At 43.1% G+C, this 16429-nt stretch carries 20 protein-coding genes; 16 read left to right on the top strand and 4 right to left on the bottom strand.

The window, feature by feature from the left end; translation table 11 throughout:
* Positions 1 to 511: 511 nt before the first annotated feature.
* From rpmH to jag, 4 genes are all read left to right on the top strand, one after another.
* On the top strand, positions 512 to 646 hold the full coding sequence (gene rpmH, locus IGI78_RS16480) for a 50S ribosomal protein L34 (RefSeq protein WP_002356012.1): 135 nt from the start codon (positions 512 to 514) through the stop codon (positions 644 to 646).
* A gap of 147 nt (positions 647 to 793) precedes the next feature.
* The gene (gene rnpA / locus IGI78_RS16475) at positions 794 to 1129 is read left to right on the top strand and encodes a ribonuclease P protein component (RefSeq protein WP_015510644.1); all 336 of its coding nucleotides are present in this window, start codon (positions 794 to 796) and stop codon (positions 1127 to 1129) included.
* Between the two features lie 18 nt (positions 1130 to 1147).
* Positions 1148 to 1972, top strand: a complete 825-nt coding sequence (locus IGI78_RS16470) for a YidC/Oxa1 family membrane protein insertase (protein ID WP_077453252.1) — start codon at positions 1148 to 1150, stop codon at positions 1970 to 1972.
* A gap of 17 nt (positions 1973 to 1989) precedes the next feature.
* Positions 1990 to 2748: an RNA-binding cell elongation regulator Jag/EloR gene (jag, locus tag IGI78_RS16465; RefSeq protein WP_005232929.1), complete on the top strand. Its 759-nt coding sequence runs from the start codon at positions 1990 to 1992 to the stop codon at positions 2746 to 2748.
* A 203-nt stretch (positions 2749 to 2951) separates the two neighbouring features.
* On the opposite strand, the gene IGI78_RS16460 is transcribed toward jag, so the two are convergent.
* The gene (locus IGI78_RS16460) at positions 2952 to 3281 is read right to left on the bottom strand and encodes a heavy metal-binding domain-containing protein (protein WP_005226284.1); all 330 of its coding nucleotides are present in this window, start codon (positions 3279 to 3281) and stop codon (positions 2952 to 2954) included.
* A gap of 238 nt (positions 3282 to 3519) precedes the next feature.
* Between IGI78_RS16460 and mnmE the strand changes: the two genes are divergently transcribed.
* Both mnmE and mnmG read left to right on the top strand, forming a co-directional pair.
* Entirely contained in the window at positions 3520 to 4917 is a 1398-nt protein-coding gene (gene mnmE, locus IGI78_RS16455; RefSeq protein ID WP_081117591.1) for a tRNA uridine-5-carboxymethylaminomethyl(34) synthesis GTPase MnmE, read from the top strand.
* Positions 4918 to 4950: 33 nt separating this feature from the next.
* Positions 4951 to 6843: a tRNA uridine-5-carboxymethylaminomethyl(34) synthesis enzyme MnmG gene (gene mnmG / locus IGI78_RS16450; protein WP_008376950.1), complete on the top strand. Its 1893-nt coding sequence runs from the start codon at positions 4951 to 4953 to the stop codon at positions 6841 to 6843.
* Positions 6844 to 6948: 105 nt separating this feature from the next.
* Here mnmG and IGI78_RS16445 read toward each other — a convergent pair whose 3' ends face one another.
* From IGI78_RS16445 to IGI78_RS16435, 3 genes are all read right to left on the bottom strand, one after another.
* A complete protein-coding gene (locus IGI78_RS16445) occupies positions 6949 to 7467 on the bottom strand; it encodes a helix-turn-helix domain-containing protein (RefSeq protein WP_081117590.1) in 519 nt (172 codons plus the stop codon).
* A 16-nt stretch (positions 7468 to 7483) separates the two neighbouring features.
* The gene (locus IGI78_RS16440) at positions 7484 to 7951 is read right to left on the bottom strand and encodes a DUF5626 family protein (protein WP_081117589.1); all 468 of its coding nucleotides are present in this window, start codon (positions 7949 to 7951) and stop codon (positions 7484 to 7486) included.
* Positions 7952 to 8301: 350 nt separating this feature from the next.
* A complete protein-coding gene (locus IGI78_RS16435) occupies positions 8302 to 8754 on the bottom strand; it encodes a DUF2188 domain-containing protein (RefSeq protein WP_016611678.1) in 453 nt (150 codons plus the stop codon).
* Between the two features lie 256 nt (positions 8755 to 9010).
* On the opposite strand from IGI78_RS16435, the gene IGI78_RS16430 reads away from it, so the two are divergent.
* From IGI78_RS16430 to IGI78_RS16385, 10 genes are all read left to right on the top strand, one after another.
* Positions 9011 to 9904: an SDR family oxidoreductase gene (locus tag IGI78_RS16430; RefSeq protein ID WP_008376956.1), complete on the top strand. Its 894-nt coding sequence runs from the start codon at positions 9011 to 9013 to the stop codon at positions 9902 to 9904.
* A gap of 38 nt (positions 9905 to 9942) precedes the next feature.
* Complete coding sequence (gene amaP / locus IGI78_RS16425; RefSeq protein ID WP_005232936.1) at positions 9943 to 10512, top strand: alkaline shock response membrane anchor protein AmaP; 570 nt, start codon at positions 9943 to 9945, stop codon at positions 10510 to 10512.
* A 7-nt stretch (positions 10513 to 10519) separates the two neighbouring features.
* Complete coding sequence (locus IGI78_RS16420) at positions 10520 to 10711, top strand: DUF2273 domain-containing protein (RefSeq protein WP_005226258.1); 192 nt, start codon at positions 10520 to 10522, stop codon at positions 10709 to 10711.
* A gap of 24 nt (positions 10712 to 10735) precedes the next feature.
* Positions 10736 to 11506, top strand: a complete 771-nt coding sequence (locus tag IGI78_RS16415; RefSeq protein WP_005232937.1) for an Asp23/Gls24 family envelope stress response protein — start codon at positions 10736 to 10738, stop codon at positions 11504 to 11506.
* 297 nt (positions 11507 to 11803) lie between these two features.
* Positions 11804 to 12520: a 16S rRNA (guanine(527)-N(7))-methyltransferase RsmG gene (gene rsmG / locus IGI78_RS16410; protein WP_140966363.1), complete on the top strand. Its 717-nt coding sequence runs from the start codon at positions 11804 to 11806 to the stop codon at positions 12518 to 12520.
* A gap of 11 nt (positions 12521 to 12531) precedes the next feature.
* Positions 12532 to 13296 (top strand): ParA family protein, encoded by a 765-nt coding sequence (locus tag IGI78_RS16405; protein WP_005226255.1) that lies wholly within the window; start codon positions 12532 to 12534, stop codon positions 13294 to 13296.
* The gene (locus tag IGI78_RS16400; protein ID WP_005226254.1) at positions 13286 to 14176 is read left to right on the top strand and encodes a ParB/RepB/Spo0J family partition protein; all 891 of its coding nucleotides are present in this window, start codon (positions 13286 to 13288) and stop codon (positions 14174 to 14176) included. Before IGI78_RS16405 ends, IGI78_RS16400 begins: the two co-directional genes overlap by 11 nt.
* Before the next feature lie 10 nt (positions 14177 to 14186).
* Positions 14187 to 14375, top strand: a complete 189-nt coding sequence (locus IGI78_RS16395; RefSeq protein ID WP_005226253.1) for a DUF951 domain-containing protein — start codon at positions 14187 to 14189, stop codon at positions 14373 to 14375.
* An 8-nt stretch (positions 14376 to 14383) separates the two neighbouring features.
* Positions 14384 to 15484: a redox-regulated ATPase YchF gene (ychF, locus tag IGI78_RS16390; RefSeq protein ID WP_005226252.1), complete on the top strand. Its 1101-nt coding sequence runs from the start codon at positions 14384 to 14386 to the stop codon at positions 15482 to 15484.
* Positions 15485 to 15555: 71 nt separating this feature from the next.
* Positions 15556 to 16248 carry a DUF1129 domain-containing protein gene (locus IGI78_RS16385; protein WP_005226251.1) on the top strand — a complete coding sequence of 231 codons (693 nt, stop codon included), beginning with the start codon at positions 15556 to 15558 and terminating at the stop codon, positions 16246 to 16248.
* Positions 16249 to 16429: the final 181 nt, after the last annotated feature.

Here is a 16429-nt window from a genome sequence, read left to right as displayed (position 1 = left end):
AAATTGTCCTCCTATAACTAAGAATAGATATAACTAAAATAGCACGGATTGAAAAAGTTTTCCACAGATTACGATAAAAAAGGTTAGAAAAAAATACTTTTCCACAAAACGGGATAAATGAAAAAAGGAAATGCACATGTTCGAAATTCGACTATCCACAGGCAGAAAAAGAATGTGCATAACTATAAAAAAATCTCCTTTATCCACAGATCAATGTGAAGATCATGCCTTGATAATACTAGGTTTTAGGGCAGTTATCAACAGCTTGGAAAACGATTGTGGAAAACTTTTCTACAGGCTGTTTGTTTGTGGAAAAAGCCAAAATAACTCTGGGGAAAAAGTTATCCACAAAAATTGGCTATAAACAGCAAACCCACACAAATCAAGGGGATTGTGGATAAAGAATGCCCGATTTTGAGCAAACTTCTTATTGACAAACTAGTACTTGACTCGTTATACTATCAAAGTATGTCTGTGCGCATAAGCATTATCCTGATGGAGGTGGAAATAAATGAAAAGAACGTATCAACCAAATAAACGTAAACGTCAAAAAGTTCACGGATTCCGTAAACGTATGAGTACAAAAAATGGACGTCGTGTTTTAGCTAGCCGTCGTCGTAAAGGCAGAAAGGTTATTTCTGCGTAAGCCACTGAATGCCAGTGGTTTTTTTTTATGCCGTTTTTGCGGAATATAGTGTCTGACTTTTGGCAAATATGGTATTATTGACAGGTGAGTGGTTACGGATTCAATCCGTTTCGCGAAGCTTAATTGAAAGAAGTGAAGGAACCGAAGATGAGAAAATCCTATCGAGTAAAAACAGAGCAAGATTTTCAAAAAGTTTTTCAGGCAGGAAATTCTTTTGCAAATCGGAAGTTCGTGGTGTATGTCTTACCTAAAGAGCAATCACATTTTCGAGTTGGTTTATCTGTAGGGAAAAAAGTCGGTAATGCAGTGAAGCGAAATGAGATCAAGCGCAAGATCCGTGCGAGTTTAACGGAAATGAAGCCGCGGATCGAACCAGCGGTCGATTTCATCGTGATCGCTCGTCCAAGTATCGCCACTTGTTCCTCAAAGGAAATCTACTCGAATTTAGAGCATGTTTTAAAGCTTGCCAAAATTATTCATTAATGGAAAGGAATTAGTTACGTGAAAAAAGGGAAACGCGTCTTACTATTTTTGGGAGTTCTCTCATTAGTAGTTGTCTTATCTGCCTGCGGTGCAACAGGTGAAGTAAATGCACAAAGTACTGGTCTGTGGGATCGTTACATCGTTTATTATTTTGCAGAGGCGATCAAAGCCCTCTCCTTCGGCAATGCCGGGATCGGGATCATCCTCTTTACATTGATCATTCGGGTCATTTTGATGCCGTTGATGCACTTCCAAACCAAAAGCATGCGCAAAACGCAAGAATTACAACCAAAGCTAAAAGCGCTGCAGCAGCAATATGCGTCAAAAGATACAGAAACACAAAGCAAGTTAAAAGAAGAAACACAACGTTTGTATGCGGAAAACAATGTCAATCCCTATGCCGGCTGTCTGCCATTATTGGTACAAATGCCGATTTTGATGGCCTTGTGGCAATCGATCTCACGGGTTCCTGCTTTGCAAGAAGGAAAATTCTTATGGCTGCAGCTGGGTGATCGTGACCCATACTTCATCTTGCCGATTTTAGCGGCGCTCTTTACTTTTGCAAGTACCTATTTATCAAGTATGAGCCAAGTGGAATCAAATGCGAGTCTGAAAATCATGAATTTCGCTATGCCGATGATGATCTTGCTGATGGGGATCAACATTGCCAGCGGACTTTCCTTGTACTGGGTCGTTTCCAATGCATTCCAAGTTGTGCAAACGTTGATTCTAAATAACCCATTCAAGATTCGCCAAGAAAGAGAAGAAGCCGCCCGCAAAGAACGCGAGCGTGAACGTGCGCTGAAAAAAGCAATGAGTCCTAAAAAGAAACGGAAAAAATAAGAGGAGGTTGCACTGCAATGCCGATTTATGAAAATCTGACAGTAGCTGAAGCAATTCAAGAGGGATTGCAAGTCCTTGGTATTACCAAAGATCAAGCAGTAATCGAAGTCCTGGATGAAGGAAAAAAAGGCTTCTTGGGGCTAGGAAAAAAACAAGCACGGGTCTCCATTGAAAAAAGAATCGTTGAAGAACCGGCACCCGTTGAAGAAGTACCAGCAAAACCGCTGGTAGAACCAGATCCTGTGACGACAGAGGATGCAAGCAGTGTGATGGAGGCGGCCGCGAGCGAACCTGTTTTGCTGACGGATCTTTCCGATGAGGAAGCACTAGCTCAGTTGGGACTCTATCTGACAAATATTTCAAAAGCATTGAATGCACCTGCCTTAGTAAAAACCGCTCGTCAAGACGGCGTGATCGTCTTTCATTTAGAAACGCAAAAACAAGGTATTTTAATTGGGAAGCACGGCAAAACCTTGAATGCACTGCAATATTTGGCGCAAGTTTACATTCACCGCATCGCGAAAAACAAATTATCGATCGTTGTGAATGTCGGGGATTACCGTGAAAAACGTCAAGCGATCTTAGAACGTTTGGCCAGTCGTACTGCTGAAAAAGTCAAACGAACAGGCCGCCCGGTCTTTTTAGAGCCGATGCCGGCGTTTGAAAGAAAGCAGATCCATTCCGTATTGAGTAAAGATGCGTATGTTCAAACTCATTCTGAAGGGGATGAACCGTATCGCTACTTAGTAGTGGAACCTGCGGACAAACGAATTTAATGAAAAAAGGGAAAGGCGCTCTGACAAGCCTTTCCCTTTTTTGATGGGAAAAAGCAATTGACAACAAATTTAAAACCAAGTATCCTTGACTAGAAATCATTCTTATCAAAGTCAACATACGTTACGTAGGTCAGCCTTTGGTATCAAAAAAGAGTCCGTATGCCGCGGACTCTTTTTTGTATTTTTTTTGATGATAGAGGCAATTAACCGCCGATCGTTGATTGAGTAAATTGAACCACCGTACCATAGGCAAAGATCTCAAGATAGGTTTTGTCGCCTTCGACGATGCGATCGTGTTCGAAATGACAGTTGATCACCGCGTTCGCGCCATAGCTGTGGGCTGTTTCTTTTAAGCGATAAGTCACGTCTGCCAACAGATCGTTCAAGTTCACAGATGTATCAAATAGATCTACTTCGATTTTGTCTGCCGCAAAGACGATATCCCGCACGACATAAGGCCGATTCACGTTTCCTGTCGATAAAATGATTTCCTTAATGCGGGCAGCACTGTTTGATGATTTGATGGTTTCCATAATAGATCACTCTTTTCTTATTCTTTGCTTTTATTTTAAAGGTTTTTGCGGACAGATGCAAAATTTAAAAGTTTTTCAAGGAAGCTTGCGACTGGCGCCAAAATGTGCTAATCTATTTCCAGAATTTAATTGACAAGCAGTCAAAGTGCTAAGTCTACTCGTTTTTATTGATTTTCAATCAATTTGACGGGTGGAGTGGGCACTTTTTTTATGTGAAAAAATAGGAGGAGTATGCAACATGGCGAATATTACGCAAGAATTTGATACGATTGCCGCAATTTCCACCCCGCCCGGCGAAGGAGCCATCAGTATTGTGCGATTAAGCGGGGAAGAAGCGATCGCAATTGCGGATCGGATTTTTCAAGCAGGCAATAAAACCCTCGCCCAAGTTCCAAGTCATACGATCCATTATGGTCATATCGTGGATCCAGAGGAAAGTCGTTTGATGGATGAAGTGATGCTTTCAGTGATGAAAAAGCCACGGACCTTTACCCGAGAAGATGTCGTTGAGATCAACTGTCATGGCGGGATCGTGGTCGTCAATCAACTCTTGCAGCTGGTTTTACGCCAAGGGGCACGGCTGGCTGAGCCGGGGGAATTCACGAAGCGGGCCTTTTTGAATGGACGTGTCGACCTTTCTCAAGCCGAGGCGGTGATGGATCTGATTCGTGCCAAGACCGATAAAGCGATGAACCTCGCCGTCAATCAGTTGGATGGCAATCTTTCCCACTTGATTCGGACTTTACGCCAAGAGATTTTAGAGACGCTGGCGCAAGTTGAAGTGAATATCGATTACCCTGAATACGATGATGTGGAAGAATTGACGACCCGCTTATTGCTAGAAAAAGCCACGATGGTCAAAGGGCAGATCCAAGCCTTATTAGCAACAGCCCAACAAGGAAAAATTTTGCGAGAAGGTCTGAGTACTGCGATCATCGGCCGGCCGAATGTCGGCAAATCCAGCTTATTGAACCATTTATTAAGGGAAGAAAAAGCCATCGTGACAGACATTGCTGGTACGACTCGAGATGTCATTGAAGAGTATGTCAATGTTCGCGGGGTACCGTTGAAACTGATCGATACGGCTGGTATCCGCGAAACAGAAGATGTCGTTGAGAAAATCGGGGTCGAACGCAGCCGCAAAGCACTGGCAGAAGCGGAGTTGATTTTGCTGGTTCTCAACCAAAGCGAAGGCTTGACCCAGGAAGACAAACAATTGCTGGAGCTGACTGCTGGCAGCCGTCGGATCATCTTATTGAATAAGACCGACCTTGAGCCAAAATTAGCACCCGCTGAGTTAGCACAGTACGCAGCAGATGAACCGATTTTTTCTGTCTCTGTGTTGACGAGTGAAGGCTTAGACCAACTGGAACAAGCCATTGCCGATCTATTCTTTGGGGGGAAGACCACTGATAAGGATGCTTCCTATCTTTCTAACACCCGCCACATTGCCTTATTAGAAAATGCCGTTCAGTCGTTGTCTGAGGTCATCCAAGGGATTGAAGCAGGAATGCCTGTTGACTTGGTTCAAATCGATATGACACGCTGCTGGGACTATCTAGGAGAAGTTGTCGGCGATAGTGTCCAAGATGAGTTGATCACCCAATTATTTAGTCAGTTTTGTTTAGGAAAATAAAGAATGCGCCACTGGCGTAAAAAGGAGAACACCATGCAAGAATATCAAGCAGAAAGTTATGACGTGATCGTTGTTGGGGCCGGCCATGCCGGATCAGAAGCTGCCTTGGCAGCTAGCCGCATGGGGGCAAAAACCCTCTTGCTGACTATCAACTTAGACATGGTCGCATTCATGCCTTGCAATCCCTCCGTCGGCGGACCCGCGAAAGGTGTCGTGGTGCGCGAAATCGATGCTTTAGGCGGAGAAATGGGCAAAAATATCGACAAAACCTACATCCAAATGCGGATGCTCAATACAGGAAAAGGTCCCGCTGTGCGGGCCTTGCGAGCGCAAGCCGATAAACATGCCTATGCGGCTGAAATGAAACGAACGATCGAAAAAGAAGCCAATTTGACACTGCGCCAAGGAATCGTTGAAAAGCTGATCGTTGAAGAAGGCGAATGTCGTGGCGTCGTGACCTCTACAGGCGCTCGTTACCAAGCCCAAGCTGTAGTGATCACTGCAGGAACAGCGTTGCGAGGAGAGATCATCATTGGAGAGTTGAAATATTCTTCTGGTCCAAACAACTCGCAACCATCGATTGGACTAGCCGATCATTTGAAAGAGCTTGGTCTAGAGATCGCTCGTTTTAAAACCGGTACACCACCGCGGGTGAAATCCAGCACCATCAACTATGAGGTAACGGAGATCCAGCCTGGCGATGAACAACCGAATCACTTTAGTTATAGCACACCCGATGAAGCCTACAATCAAAACCAAGAACCTTGCTGGTTGACCTATACGAACGAAGGGACCCACCAAATCATCAACCAGAATTTACACCGGGCGCCGATGTTTACAGGGATCGTCGAAGGAGTAGGTGCCCGTTATTGCCCATCCATCGAAGACAAAATCGTGCGTTTTGCAGACAAATCTCGTCACCAACTATTCTTGGAACCAGAAGGGTTGAACACCGAAGAAGTGTATGTTCAAGGGCTTTCTACTTCTATGCCAGAAGACGTCCAAGTCCAAATGCTGCATTCCATCGCAGGTTTAGAAAAAGCGGAAATGATGCGGACGGGCTACGCCATTGAATATGATGTCGTGGTACCTCATCAATTGCGTCCAACATTAGAAACCAAAGTCATCGAAAACCTCTTTACGGCAGGACAAACCAACGGAACCAGCGGCTATGAAGAAGCGGCCGGTCAAGGCTTGATCGCCGGCATCAATGCCGCTTTGAAAATTCAAGGCAAAGAACCCTTCATTATGAAACGCAGCGACGGTTATATCGGTGTGATGATCGATGATTTGGTGACTAAAGGAACCAATGAACCATACCGTTTATTGACCTCTCGTGCCGAATACCGCTTATTGCTGCGTCATGATAATGCCGATCTGCGTTTGACCGAAGTGGGACATCAAATTGGGCTTGTCCCAGAAGCACAATACGAAGCGTATGTAGCGAAAAAAGAAGCTGTTGAAGCAGAAATCAAACGTTTATCCAAAATCCGCATCAAACCAACGCCAGAAGTACAAGCGTATTTGACTGCCAAAGGGACGGCCACCTTGAAAGATGGCGTTTTAGCAAATGAATTCTTGCGTCGGCCTGAAGTGACGTATGCCGAAATGCTGCAATTTATCGAAGCCAATGAAGCATTGAAGCCAAAAGAGATTGAACAAGTCGAGATTCAAATCAAATACGAAGGTTATATTAAAAAAGCCCTCGAAAAAGTGGAGAAACTCAAACGGATGGAAGCCAAACGTATTCCTGAAAACATCGACTATGCCGCTATCAATGGCTTGGCAACAGAAGCCAAACAAAAACTGCAAAAAATCCAACCCGAAACCATCGCCCAAGCGAGCCGTATCAGCGGAGTAAACCCAGCTGATATTAGTATTTTGATGGTGTATATCGAACAAGGGAAGATTGCAAAGGTTAACTAAAGACGGTTAATATTCTTTGAAAAACCAATTTATAAATGGTAAATAGAGTGTCAAAAGCCCGCTGCGAAAACAATTCGCAGCGGGCTTTTTGTGTTAGCAATTGAATTATTCAACTTTTTCAATCGTAGTGGTTCCCCAATTCATGATGTTGCTGAGATGGACATAGCCATCGTACAAATTCAAGAAAATCGAGAAGGCACAGACGATATAGATCAATACATAAAAATTATTGGCCTTTTTGTTACGCCATAAGACAAAGCCATCTAAAATCAAACCTAATGGAAAGAGAAATGAGCCGATTCCAGCTAACAGTAGCAAGAGCAGACTTTCATCTTTATCTGCTGCCATCGTTCTTTGGAGTAACGACAATTTTTCTTTCTTGTCGCTGATTTCTTGATTGTTGGTTTCGATCCGCTCTTTTAAGGCTTCGTTCTCACGTAAAAGCTCATCAATCGAGACTTGATAGAGATCACTCAACAAAATCAAATTCTCAATATCTGGATAGCCGCGCCCATTTTCCCATTTCGAAATCGACTGGCGTGAAATCTGTAATTTTTCTGCGACTGCTGTTTGCGACAATCCCGAAGACTCGCGACAGCTTTTTAATTGTTCTGCTAAAGCCAATGTATGCTCCTATCTGCTATTTAACAACTAGCTTCCCATTTGAGATCGTGGTTACGACACTCCCATTGGTAGTGATTATACCTGCTTTTTGCTTAAACGTACAGGTGGCTTTGGTGGACGTGTGAGTTAATGAACTAGAAGTGATACTTCCTCTGTGAGCAACTAAACTTAAATTCGAAGTGCCTGTAAATTGATTGCGGCTATTGACCGTTACATTATAACTAGCGGTCCAATTACCGGCGGATGTTTTTGACACACGATACGTTCCCGCTGCCAGATTTGCTCGGAATGACGGCAATTTTTCAATGGTCAAAATCACCTCATTGCCTTCTTCATCTACCGTGATCAGCTGCTCATAGGGACTATCTGATGCTAGGTCATAAACGAGTTCTGGTTCTTCCACTGTCTGGGCGGCAGCTGGGAGAGCAAAGAGGAAACAAATAAAAATAAACGGCACAAAAAATAATTTTTTCACAAACACCACTCCTTGTACTTTTGATAATTCAAGTATACAAGGTTTATTTAGTTAAAGAAAGCACAAGCTAGTTTACAGGGGTAACGGATGGTTTACAGTTGTTGCTAAATCAGCATTTCATAGGCTTACTTTTTAGGATGTCGAGAAATTTTAAAAGTAATAGTTCATTCAAAAGGTCTTCGTTTTTTAGGTTTCTGACAACGAACCGCTGCTTTTAAAGAGAAACGTTAAAGAAGCGGTTGCTTTAGTTTTAACCAAACCTAGCTGTAAAAGGAAACAAAAAAGCGAAAGAGAAGGTAACGTTTCGCGCCGTTAAAACGACAAACGTAAGACCTCCTTCCACTTTTCTGCGGCCAATTTTATTCTCCTAAATCAATATCCTTTTGATGGTCGCCGTCTTTTTTATAAACGTTCACCACGGATTCTTTATTTTCGGCAATTTCTTTGGCACGGGCGATGGCCTCTGCTTTATTGTCGAAATGATCACTGGCACGTTTTGCTCCTTTGGAACGGACTTGCCATTGGTCCTCTTCATACACAACTTCAACATCCGCATCCATTAATTTTTTCGCATTTTTATTGGTTTGATGGGCATCATCTTTTTGCGGATTTTTCTCTTTCTGAAAAGCTTTCTTCTCCTCTTCATCTGCATTGTCATACCATTTTTCTGCTTGACTCGTGGCGATCGGGATCGCCCGATCGTCGGAATAGCCATCGGCTAGCAGGGCATTGGCGATATCGATCGCTTTTTTACGAACTAAGGGGTCTAGATTCTTCATTGACGCAGGATAATCACGGACATTCCAAGGCATTGTTTGGTTCCTCCTTTTTCTTGATCCAAAGTCATTTTCCTAGGGGTTCCCTTTTACAGGTACCACCAGTTACTACTCATTAGTTTACCCCCTTCTATAAAAAAGTGAAATCATTTGCTTTCTGGACAAAAATGAGGGCACTTTCTTTTTTCATTTTCTAATAAACGAGGATTTATTTTTGTTAACAAAGCGTTATATTTCCCAAAAAAAAATGAATGGTTTAGAATTTTATTATAGAGAAAAGGAGGACGTAAGAATGAGTGAACCTATTTTGACTGATCCACGGGAACTTTATCACACGGGTAAATACAGCAAACAGGAACAAGATACGCCTGCTTTACAAGAAGAAATGCGACCAAAACCTGATTGTGGTGAAGACTCTTATGAGGGAAGTCAGCAGTTAGAAAACCGGCGGGTACTGATTACCGGTGGGGATTCTGGGATCGGACGAGCAGCAGCGATTGCCTTCGCTCGTGAAGGAGCAGACATTGCCCTGCACTTTTTCCCAGGAGAAGAAGAAGATGCCGAAGAAGTTGCAGGGTACATCAAAGAAGCCGGACGCAAAGTGATTTTGCTACCCTATGACCTGCGAGACGAAGCGGCACCACAAGAGATCGTTGACAAAGCGGTAGCAGCATTAGGTGGGTTAGATACATTAGTATTGAACGCAGCACAGCAAATCACGCGGCCATCGATTGCAGAATTACCGATTGAACAAGTGAAAGACACCTTTATGGTAAACATTATCTCAATGTTTGCATTAGTGAAAGCAGCTGAGCCACACTTACCGGCTGGGGGAGCGATCGTGACAACGACTTCTGTCCAAGCCTTTAGTCCAAGCGCCCATTTAATGGATTATGCGGCAACCAAATCGGCGATCGCCAGTTTTACAGTCAGCTTGGCGAAACAATTTGCTGAAAAAGGGATTCGGGTCAATGGGGTAGCCCCAGGACCAATCTGGACACCATTACAGTTAGATCATGGCCAACCGCAAGACAAGCTGCCTGAATTTGGTCAGCAAGCATTACTGGAGCGGGCTGGACAACCAGCTGAGCTGGCACCCGTCTATGTCTTTTTAGCTTCCAATAAAGCTAGCTATGTGACAGCACAGATTTATGGTGTTACCGGCGGAGAAGCCATCAACTTGTAAGCTTATCAAAAAATCGGAGAAAAAGGAGGAGGTGTCCTATGAGTAAAGGGTGGAAAATCGTATCAATCATCGTTTCGTTGATCTTTATCACTGTCTTATTACCAATCGTTTTAATGAGTAATCCTTACATGCAGCTGCCATTTGGTTTGGACAGCAGAGGCAATGTCGTCACGTATTTCTTTGACAACTTGTTTATGCGTCAATATATGTTTTGGGTAGCCGTTGTTTTAATCGCCGTATTCTTGATCGTGATCTTAGTCGTGCTGTTTTATCCAAAAACCAAAACAACCTTTGTTTTGAAAGAGGATAAGGGCGCATTGACGATCGATAAGAAAGCGATCGAAGGACTTGTACGTACGAAAGTAAATGAAAAAGAATTTGTTGAAGGACCAAAAGTTCATGTCAAGGCGACCAAAAATCGAATTTTAATCAAAATCAAAGGCCGCTTGAAACGGACGTCTGCCTTAGTTGGCAAAACCGAAAACTTAATGGCGGAAATCCAACAAGATGTCCAACGAGTGCTTGGCTCAAGTGAAAAAGTCAAAGTCGAAGTCAATTACGCGAATTTTGAACAAAATGAGACTCCGGAAAACCCGCGAGTAGAATAGGAGGGCTATGATGAACGAACTACAACAATACAAAATCCCATTGATTTTTGGAGCAATCGGCCTTGTTCTGGCTGTGTTGTTTGTAACGATCGGTTTTTTCAAAACATTGCTGATTCTACTCCTAACAGGTTTGGGTTTTGCGCTAGGATTGTATCTCCAACGTACCGGTATCATCGACGAATTTTTTAACCAACAATAACGTATTTTATAGGAGGAATTTTTAATGAATAACGATAAAAACGAATTAAACAATGAAAAAAATGTCAGTGCACATCCAGATCCAGTGGTTCCCAACACCAATCATCAAGCCAATGAAAATGCGATTCCAATGACTGAATCACCTGATCCAGTGGTACCAAATGCTGAAAAAGCAGTAGCAGGACAACAAAATGGACCAAAACCAGGGGATCATCCAGCACCAGGAAATCCAGATCCAGCCGGACATCATCCAGCACCGCCAAAACCTGGCCACAACGATTTTGAAGGACCAACCGGGGATGCACCCGTTCATGGTTCATTGACCTATGATGACAAAGTGATCCAAAAAATTATCGGAATTGCATTAGAAAATGTAGATGGTCTGTTGACGGTCGATGGTGGTTTCTTCTCTAATATTGCTGAAAAATTAGTTAATACAGACAATGTGACTGCCGGTATCAATACTGAAGTTGGGAAAAAACAAGTAGCCGTTGATTTAGATATCGTGGTTGAATACGACCGCAATATCCCAGAAATCGCTGAACAAGTCAAAGAAGTCATTCAAAAAGAAGTAACGACAATGACCCAATTAGAAGTGATCGAAGTCAACATCAACGTTGTGGATGTGAAAACAATCGCTGAATACGAAGAGGAACAAGAAACGGTTCAAGACAAAGTAACGTCAGCGGCTTCTAAAACCGGCGACTTTGCTTCACGTCAAACCAACAAAGCCAAACATGCGGCTTCCCGCGCGTCTGATCGTATCGAAGAATACAACGAACCTCGCGTGAAATAAAAAAGTTTCATATGAAACAAAAACAAGCATTGATCCTGAGATCAATGCTTGTTTCTTTGAGAAAAAAGCTGACCAGCAGGGTTGGCAGCCTTGCTGGTCAAGGAAAAATGAAAAAAGTTTTTTGGATTGAAATGAGTATAATTCCCATGCCTTAAACCAACCTTAAAGCCCCAGTTAAAAAATGGTAAATTCTCCTAGAAAGCAATCGCTGGCTATTGCATCACATTGCTTTTTGCGTTAAAGTAGGAACTAGTCTGTGAAACATTTTTCTGTTTCACAAAATAGAAAGGATTCGTTATGCTACCTGAAGAATTTCATGAAGAATTACGCAAAAACGGGATCATTTTAACCGAAGAACAAATGGAAAAATTCGTTGTCTATTTCGAGCGTTTGGTCGAATGGAATCAGAAGATGAATCTAACCGCAATTACGGAAAAATCAGAAGTGTATTTAAAGCATTTCTACGATTCTGTTTCCTTAGCTTTTGAAACCGCCTTTGACCCGCAAAGTCATTTGTGCGATGTCGGTTCAGGTGCTGGCTTTCCAAGTATTCCACTAAAAATCGTGTTTCCTGAATTAGAAGTGACGATCGTCGACTCTTTAAATAAGCGCATCACCTTTTTACAAACTCTTGTGACGGATCTACAATTGGAAAATGTCCACTTGTACCATGACCGTGCAGAAACATTTGGTCAAAAACCGCAATTTCGTGGGCAATTCGATTATGTGACCGCTCGTGCGGTTGCCCGTTTGAATGTGTTAACGGAACTCTGTGTGCCATTGGTGAAAAAAGCAGGCTATTTTTATGCGCTCAAAGCTGCCAAAAGCGAGGAAGAACTGGTTGAAGCCAAACCAGCGATCTCACTCTTAGGCGGCAAATTTATTGAAGAAAAAAGCTTTACCTTACCGGTCAGCGGCGATGAACGCCATCTTTTGATCATTCAAAAGAAAAAAGAAACGCCAAAGAAATACCCCCGCAAACCGGGAATGCCAGCGAAACAACCAATTAAATAGGAGGAAAATCAATGGCCCGTATTATTTCTGTTGCAAACCAAAAAGGCGGCGTAGGCAAAACCACCACAACGGTGAACCTAGGTGCGTCCTTAGCATTTGTCGGCAAAAAAGTGTTACTCGTAGATATTGATGCCCAAGGCAACGCCACAAGCGGTGTCGGCATTCGCAAACCAGATGTGGAACAAGACATCTATGATGTATTAGTCAATGAAACACCGATCGTTGAAGCGATTTTACCTAGCAGCCGAGAAAACTTGGATATCGTTCCAGCGACGATCCAATTAGCTGGTGCGGAAATTGAATTGACCTCCATGATGGCACGGGAATCTCGATTGAAATCGGCTTTGAATGAAATCAAAGAACAATACGATTATATCTTTATCGATTGCCCGCCATCTTTAGGTCATTTGACGATCAATGCCTTTACCGCCAGTGATTCGATTTTGATCCCAGTCCAATGTGAGTACTATGCATTAGAAGGGCTGAGCCAACTATTGAATACCGTGCGTTTAGTACAAAAACATTTTAACCCTGAGTTAGAGATCGAAGGGGTCTTACTGACGATGTATGATGCCCGCACGAACTTAGGCGCGGAAGTCGTGGAAGAAGTCCGCCGCTATTTCCAAGAAAAAGTGTATGAAACCATTATTCCACGGAATATCCGGTTGTCTGAAGCACCTAGTCATGGATTGTCGATCATTGATTATGATCCACGCTCAAAAGGAGCCGAAGTCTATCAGACGTTAGCAAAGGAAGTGTTAGCCCGTGAAGAATAAAGGGAAAGGATTAGGGCGTGGGATCGATGCGTTGTTTCAAGACCTGCAAGGGTTAGAAGAAGTCGATATCAAGACAGAAAAAGTCGTTGAACTGCCTTTAAACGAATTAAGACCCAACCCTTATCAACCGCGAAAAACCTTTGATGAGCTTTCATTACAAGAACTAGCCAATTCGATCCAACATTCGGGGGTCTTTCAACCGATCATCGTGCGGCAATCATCTGTCAAAGGCTATGAGATCATTGCTGGTGAACGCCGGTTTCGAGCGTCCAAATTAGCTGGCAAGGAAACGATCCCCGCCATCATCCGCAATTTTGATGAAGAAGCGATGATGCAAGTCGCCGTTTTAGAAAACTTGCAGCGGGAAGATTTAAATCCTTTAGAAGAAGCAGAAGCCTATGACATGCTGATGAAGAACTTGAAATTGACCCAAGCACAAGTCGCTGAACGTTTAGGGAAAAGCCGCCCGTATATCGCCAATTATTTGCGGTTACTGTCCTTGCCGAAACTCGTCAAAGAAATGGTTCAAGATGACCGTTTGTCTATGGGGCAAGCTCGGACATTATTAGGCTTGAAAAACAAAGAACAGATCTTAAAATTAGCCAATCGTTGTGTCAAAGAAAATCTGACAGTCCGCCAATTAGAACAAATGGTCGCTGAGATGAACGACACGAAAAACGAAAAGAAAAAAGTGCCGCGTCTGATTCGAGAAAAACCGTACTATTTACGAGAAAGCGAAGAACGGTTAATGGATAAATTCGGCACGAATGTCGAGATCCGCGAAAAAGAAGGCAAAGGAAAAATCGAGATCGAATACCTGTCACAAAAAGATTTAACCCGTATTTTAGATTTGTTGAACATTCAATTTGATGAAGCTTGAGGTGATAAAGATGTATGATCTTGGGGATATTGTCGAAATGAAAAAACCGCATGCCTGCAAAGCCAATCGTTGGGAAATCATCCGCATGGGGGCAGACATCAAAATAAAGTGTACGAATTGCGGCCACATCGTCATGATGACGCGCCGAGAATTTGATAAAAAGATGAAGAAAATCCTAGAAAAAAAAGAGAAAGAGTGAAGTGAAGCATGGCGTTAACTGCCGGAATCGTTGGATTGCCAAATGTGGGCAAATCTACTTTATTTAATGCAATAACCAAAGCAGGAGCAGAAGCCGCAAACTACCCGTTTGCGACGATCGATCCGAATGTAGGAATGGTGGAAGTGCCAGATTGGCGCTTACAGCGTTTAACAGAATTAGTCCGTCCGAAAAAGACGGTCCCAACCACCTTTGAATTTACGGATATTGCCGGAATCGTCCGCGGTGCCAGCAAAGGGGAAGGATTAGGAAACCAATTTTTGAGCCATATCCGCCAAGTGGATGCGATCTGTCATGTCGTTCGTTGTTTCGACGATGACAACATCACCCACGTAGAAGGCCGCGTGGACCCATTAGCTGATATCGACACCATCAATTTGGAGTTGGTTTTAGCAGATTTAGAATCCGTCAACAAGCGCTATACTCGGGTCGCAAAAATTGCCAAAACCAAAGACAAAGATGCAGTTGCGGAACTGGCCGTTCTTGATAAGATCAAACCGGTCTTAGAAGAAGGGATCTCTGCTCGTTCGATCGAATTTACAGATGAAGAACAGCGCATCGTCAAAAGTTTGTTTTTACTAACGACCAAACCAGTCTTATACGTTGCCAACGTAGCAGAAGAAGACGTGGCAGACTATGAAACCAATGACTATGTCAACAAAGTGAAAGAATTTGCAGCAAGCGAAAATGCGGAAGTGATCGTCATCAGTGCTCGTGCTGAAGAAGAGATCGCTGAGCTGGAAGAAGAAGACAAAGCAGAGTTTTTAGAAGCATTAGGAATTGAAGAATCAGGGTTGGATCAATTGATTCGTGCCGCCTATGATTTGCTGGGTCTAGCAACGTACTTTACCGCTGGTGAACAAGAAGTGCGTGCGTGGACGTTCCGTAAAGGCATCAAAGCACCGCAAGCAGCGGGGATCATCCATACGGACTTTGAGCGCGGCTTTATTCGTGCGGAAACTGTTTCCTTTGAAGATCTGAACCAATACGGCACGATGCAAGCGGCCAAAGAAGCCGGTCGGGTACGTTTGGAAGGAAAAGATTATGTCGTGCAAGATGGCGACGTGATGTTGTTCCGTTTTAACGTATAAAGGGCTTTCTTCCCAGTGAATTTGTGGTAAAATGTCCATTGTGAAGAAAACGCAGAAGGGAGAATCAATTCATGGAACCAGAAACTCTGCGAAATTATGTTTCCGAAAATCGTGAATTAGAACAACAATTAACAAAACGAAACCAACAATATATATTTGATTTAAAAAAATCGCTAGAGGCAGCCAACCTTTCTGAAGAAGAAAAAACGATTGCCTTGCATGAGATGCTGCCGGTCTTAGTCAAAGAACAAAAAGGCGGCAAAACGGCCCGCCAATTATTTGGTACAGTGTCTGAACGTACCGAAGCCATCATCAACAAACCCGTTGAGCAAAAAGAATCCGGCCCCTTCTTGATGTGGTTGGATAACACCTTGCTGATTTTAGGGATTTTTGGGTTGATGTTAGGGGTTATGGGAATCTTTACTAGAGGACAAGCACAACCTTATGGCTTATTGACCCTCTTCTTGATGGCGATGCTTGCTGGTTGGGTCTTCTACTTGATGTACAAATACATGTATCAATATGAACGCCCGGGTGCTGATAAGAGCAAACGGCCGAAGATGTGGAAGATCATTTTGATTTTAGTCGCAGCCTTCATGCTATGGATCGTTGTGATCTCGCTTTCTGCGATGATCCAACCACCATTGAATCCACAAGTGGATCCTGTGATTGAAGCCTTGATCGGGGCAGTGGCATTAGCAGCGAAGTACTACTTGAAACGCAAATACAATATCATCAGCAGTCTGTCTGTTCCTAGAGGCTGATGGCTACACGTTGATCGTGCGCCTTCTTTTGTTAAAAAAGACCGCACGATCAGCGTGTTTTTTTAGAAAAAATGGCGAATTATGAGATTTGACCAAAGGTTTGAAGAGGATTATTAAGAAAGCTTTCCGAATGGTTGACTTATGAAAAAATCTTTGCTATTTTTTTTAAAATACCTAAAAA

The organism is Enterococcus sp. DIV1767 (assembly GCF_050542585.1).
GTDB lineage: Bacteria > Bacillota > Bacilli > Lactobacillales > Enterococcaceae > Enterococcus_D > Enterococcus_D innesii.
This window is presented reverse-complemented; position numbering and strand designations above follow the sequence as displayed.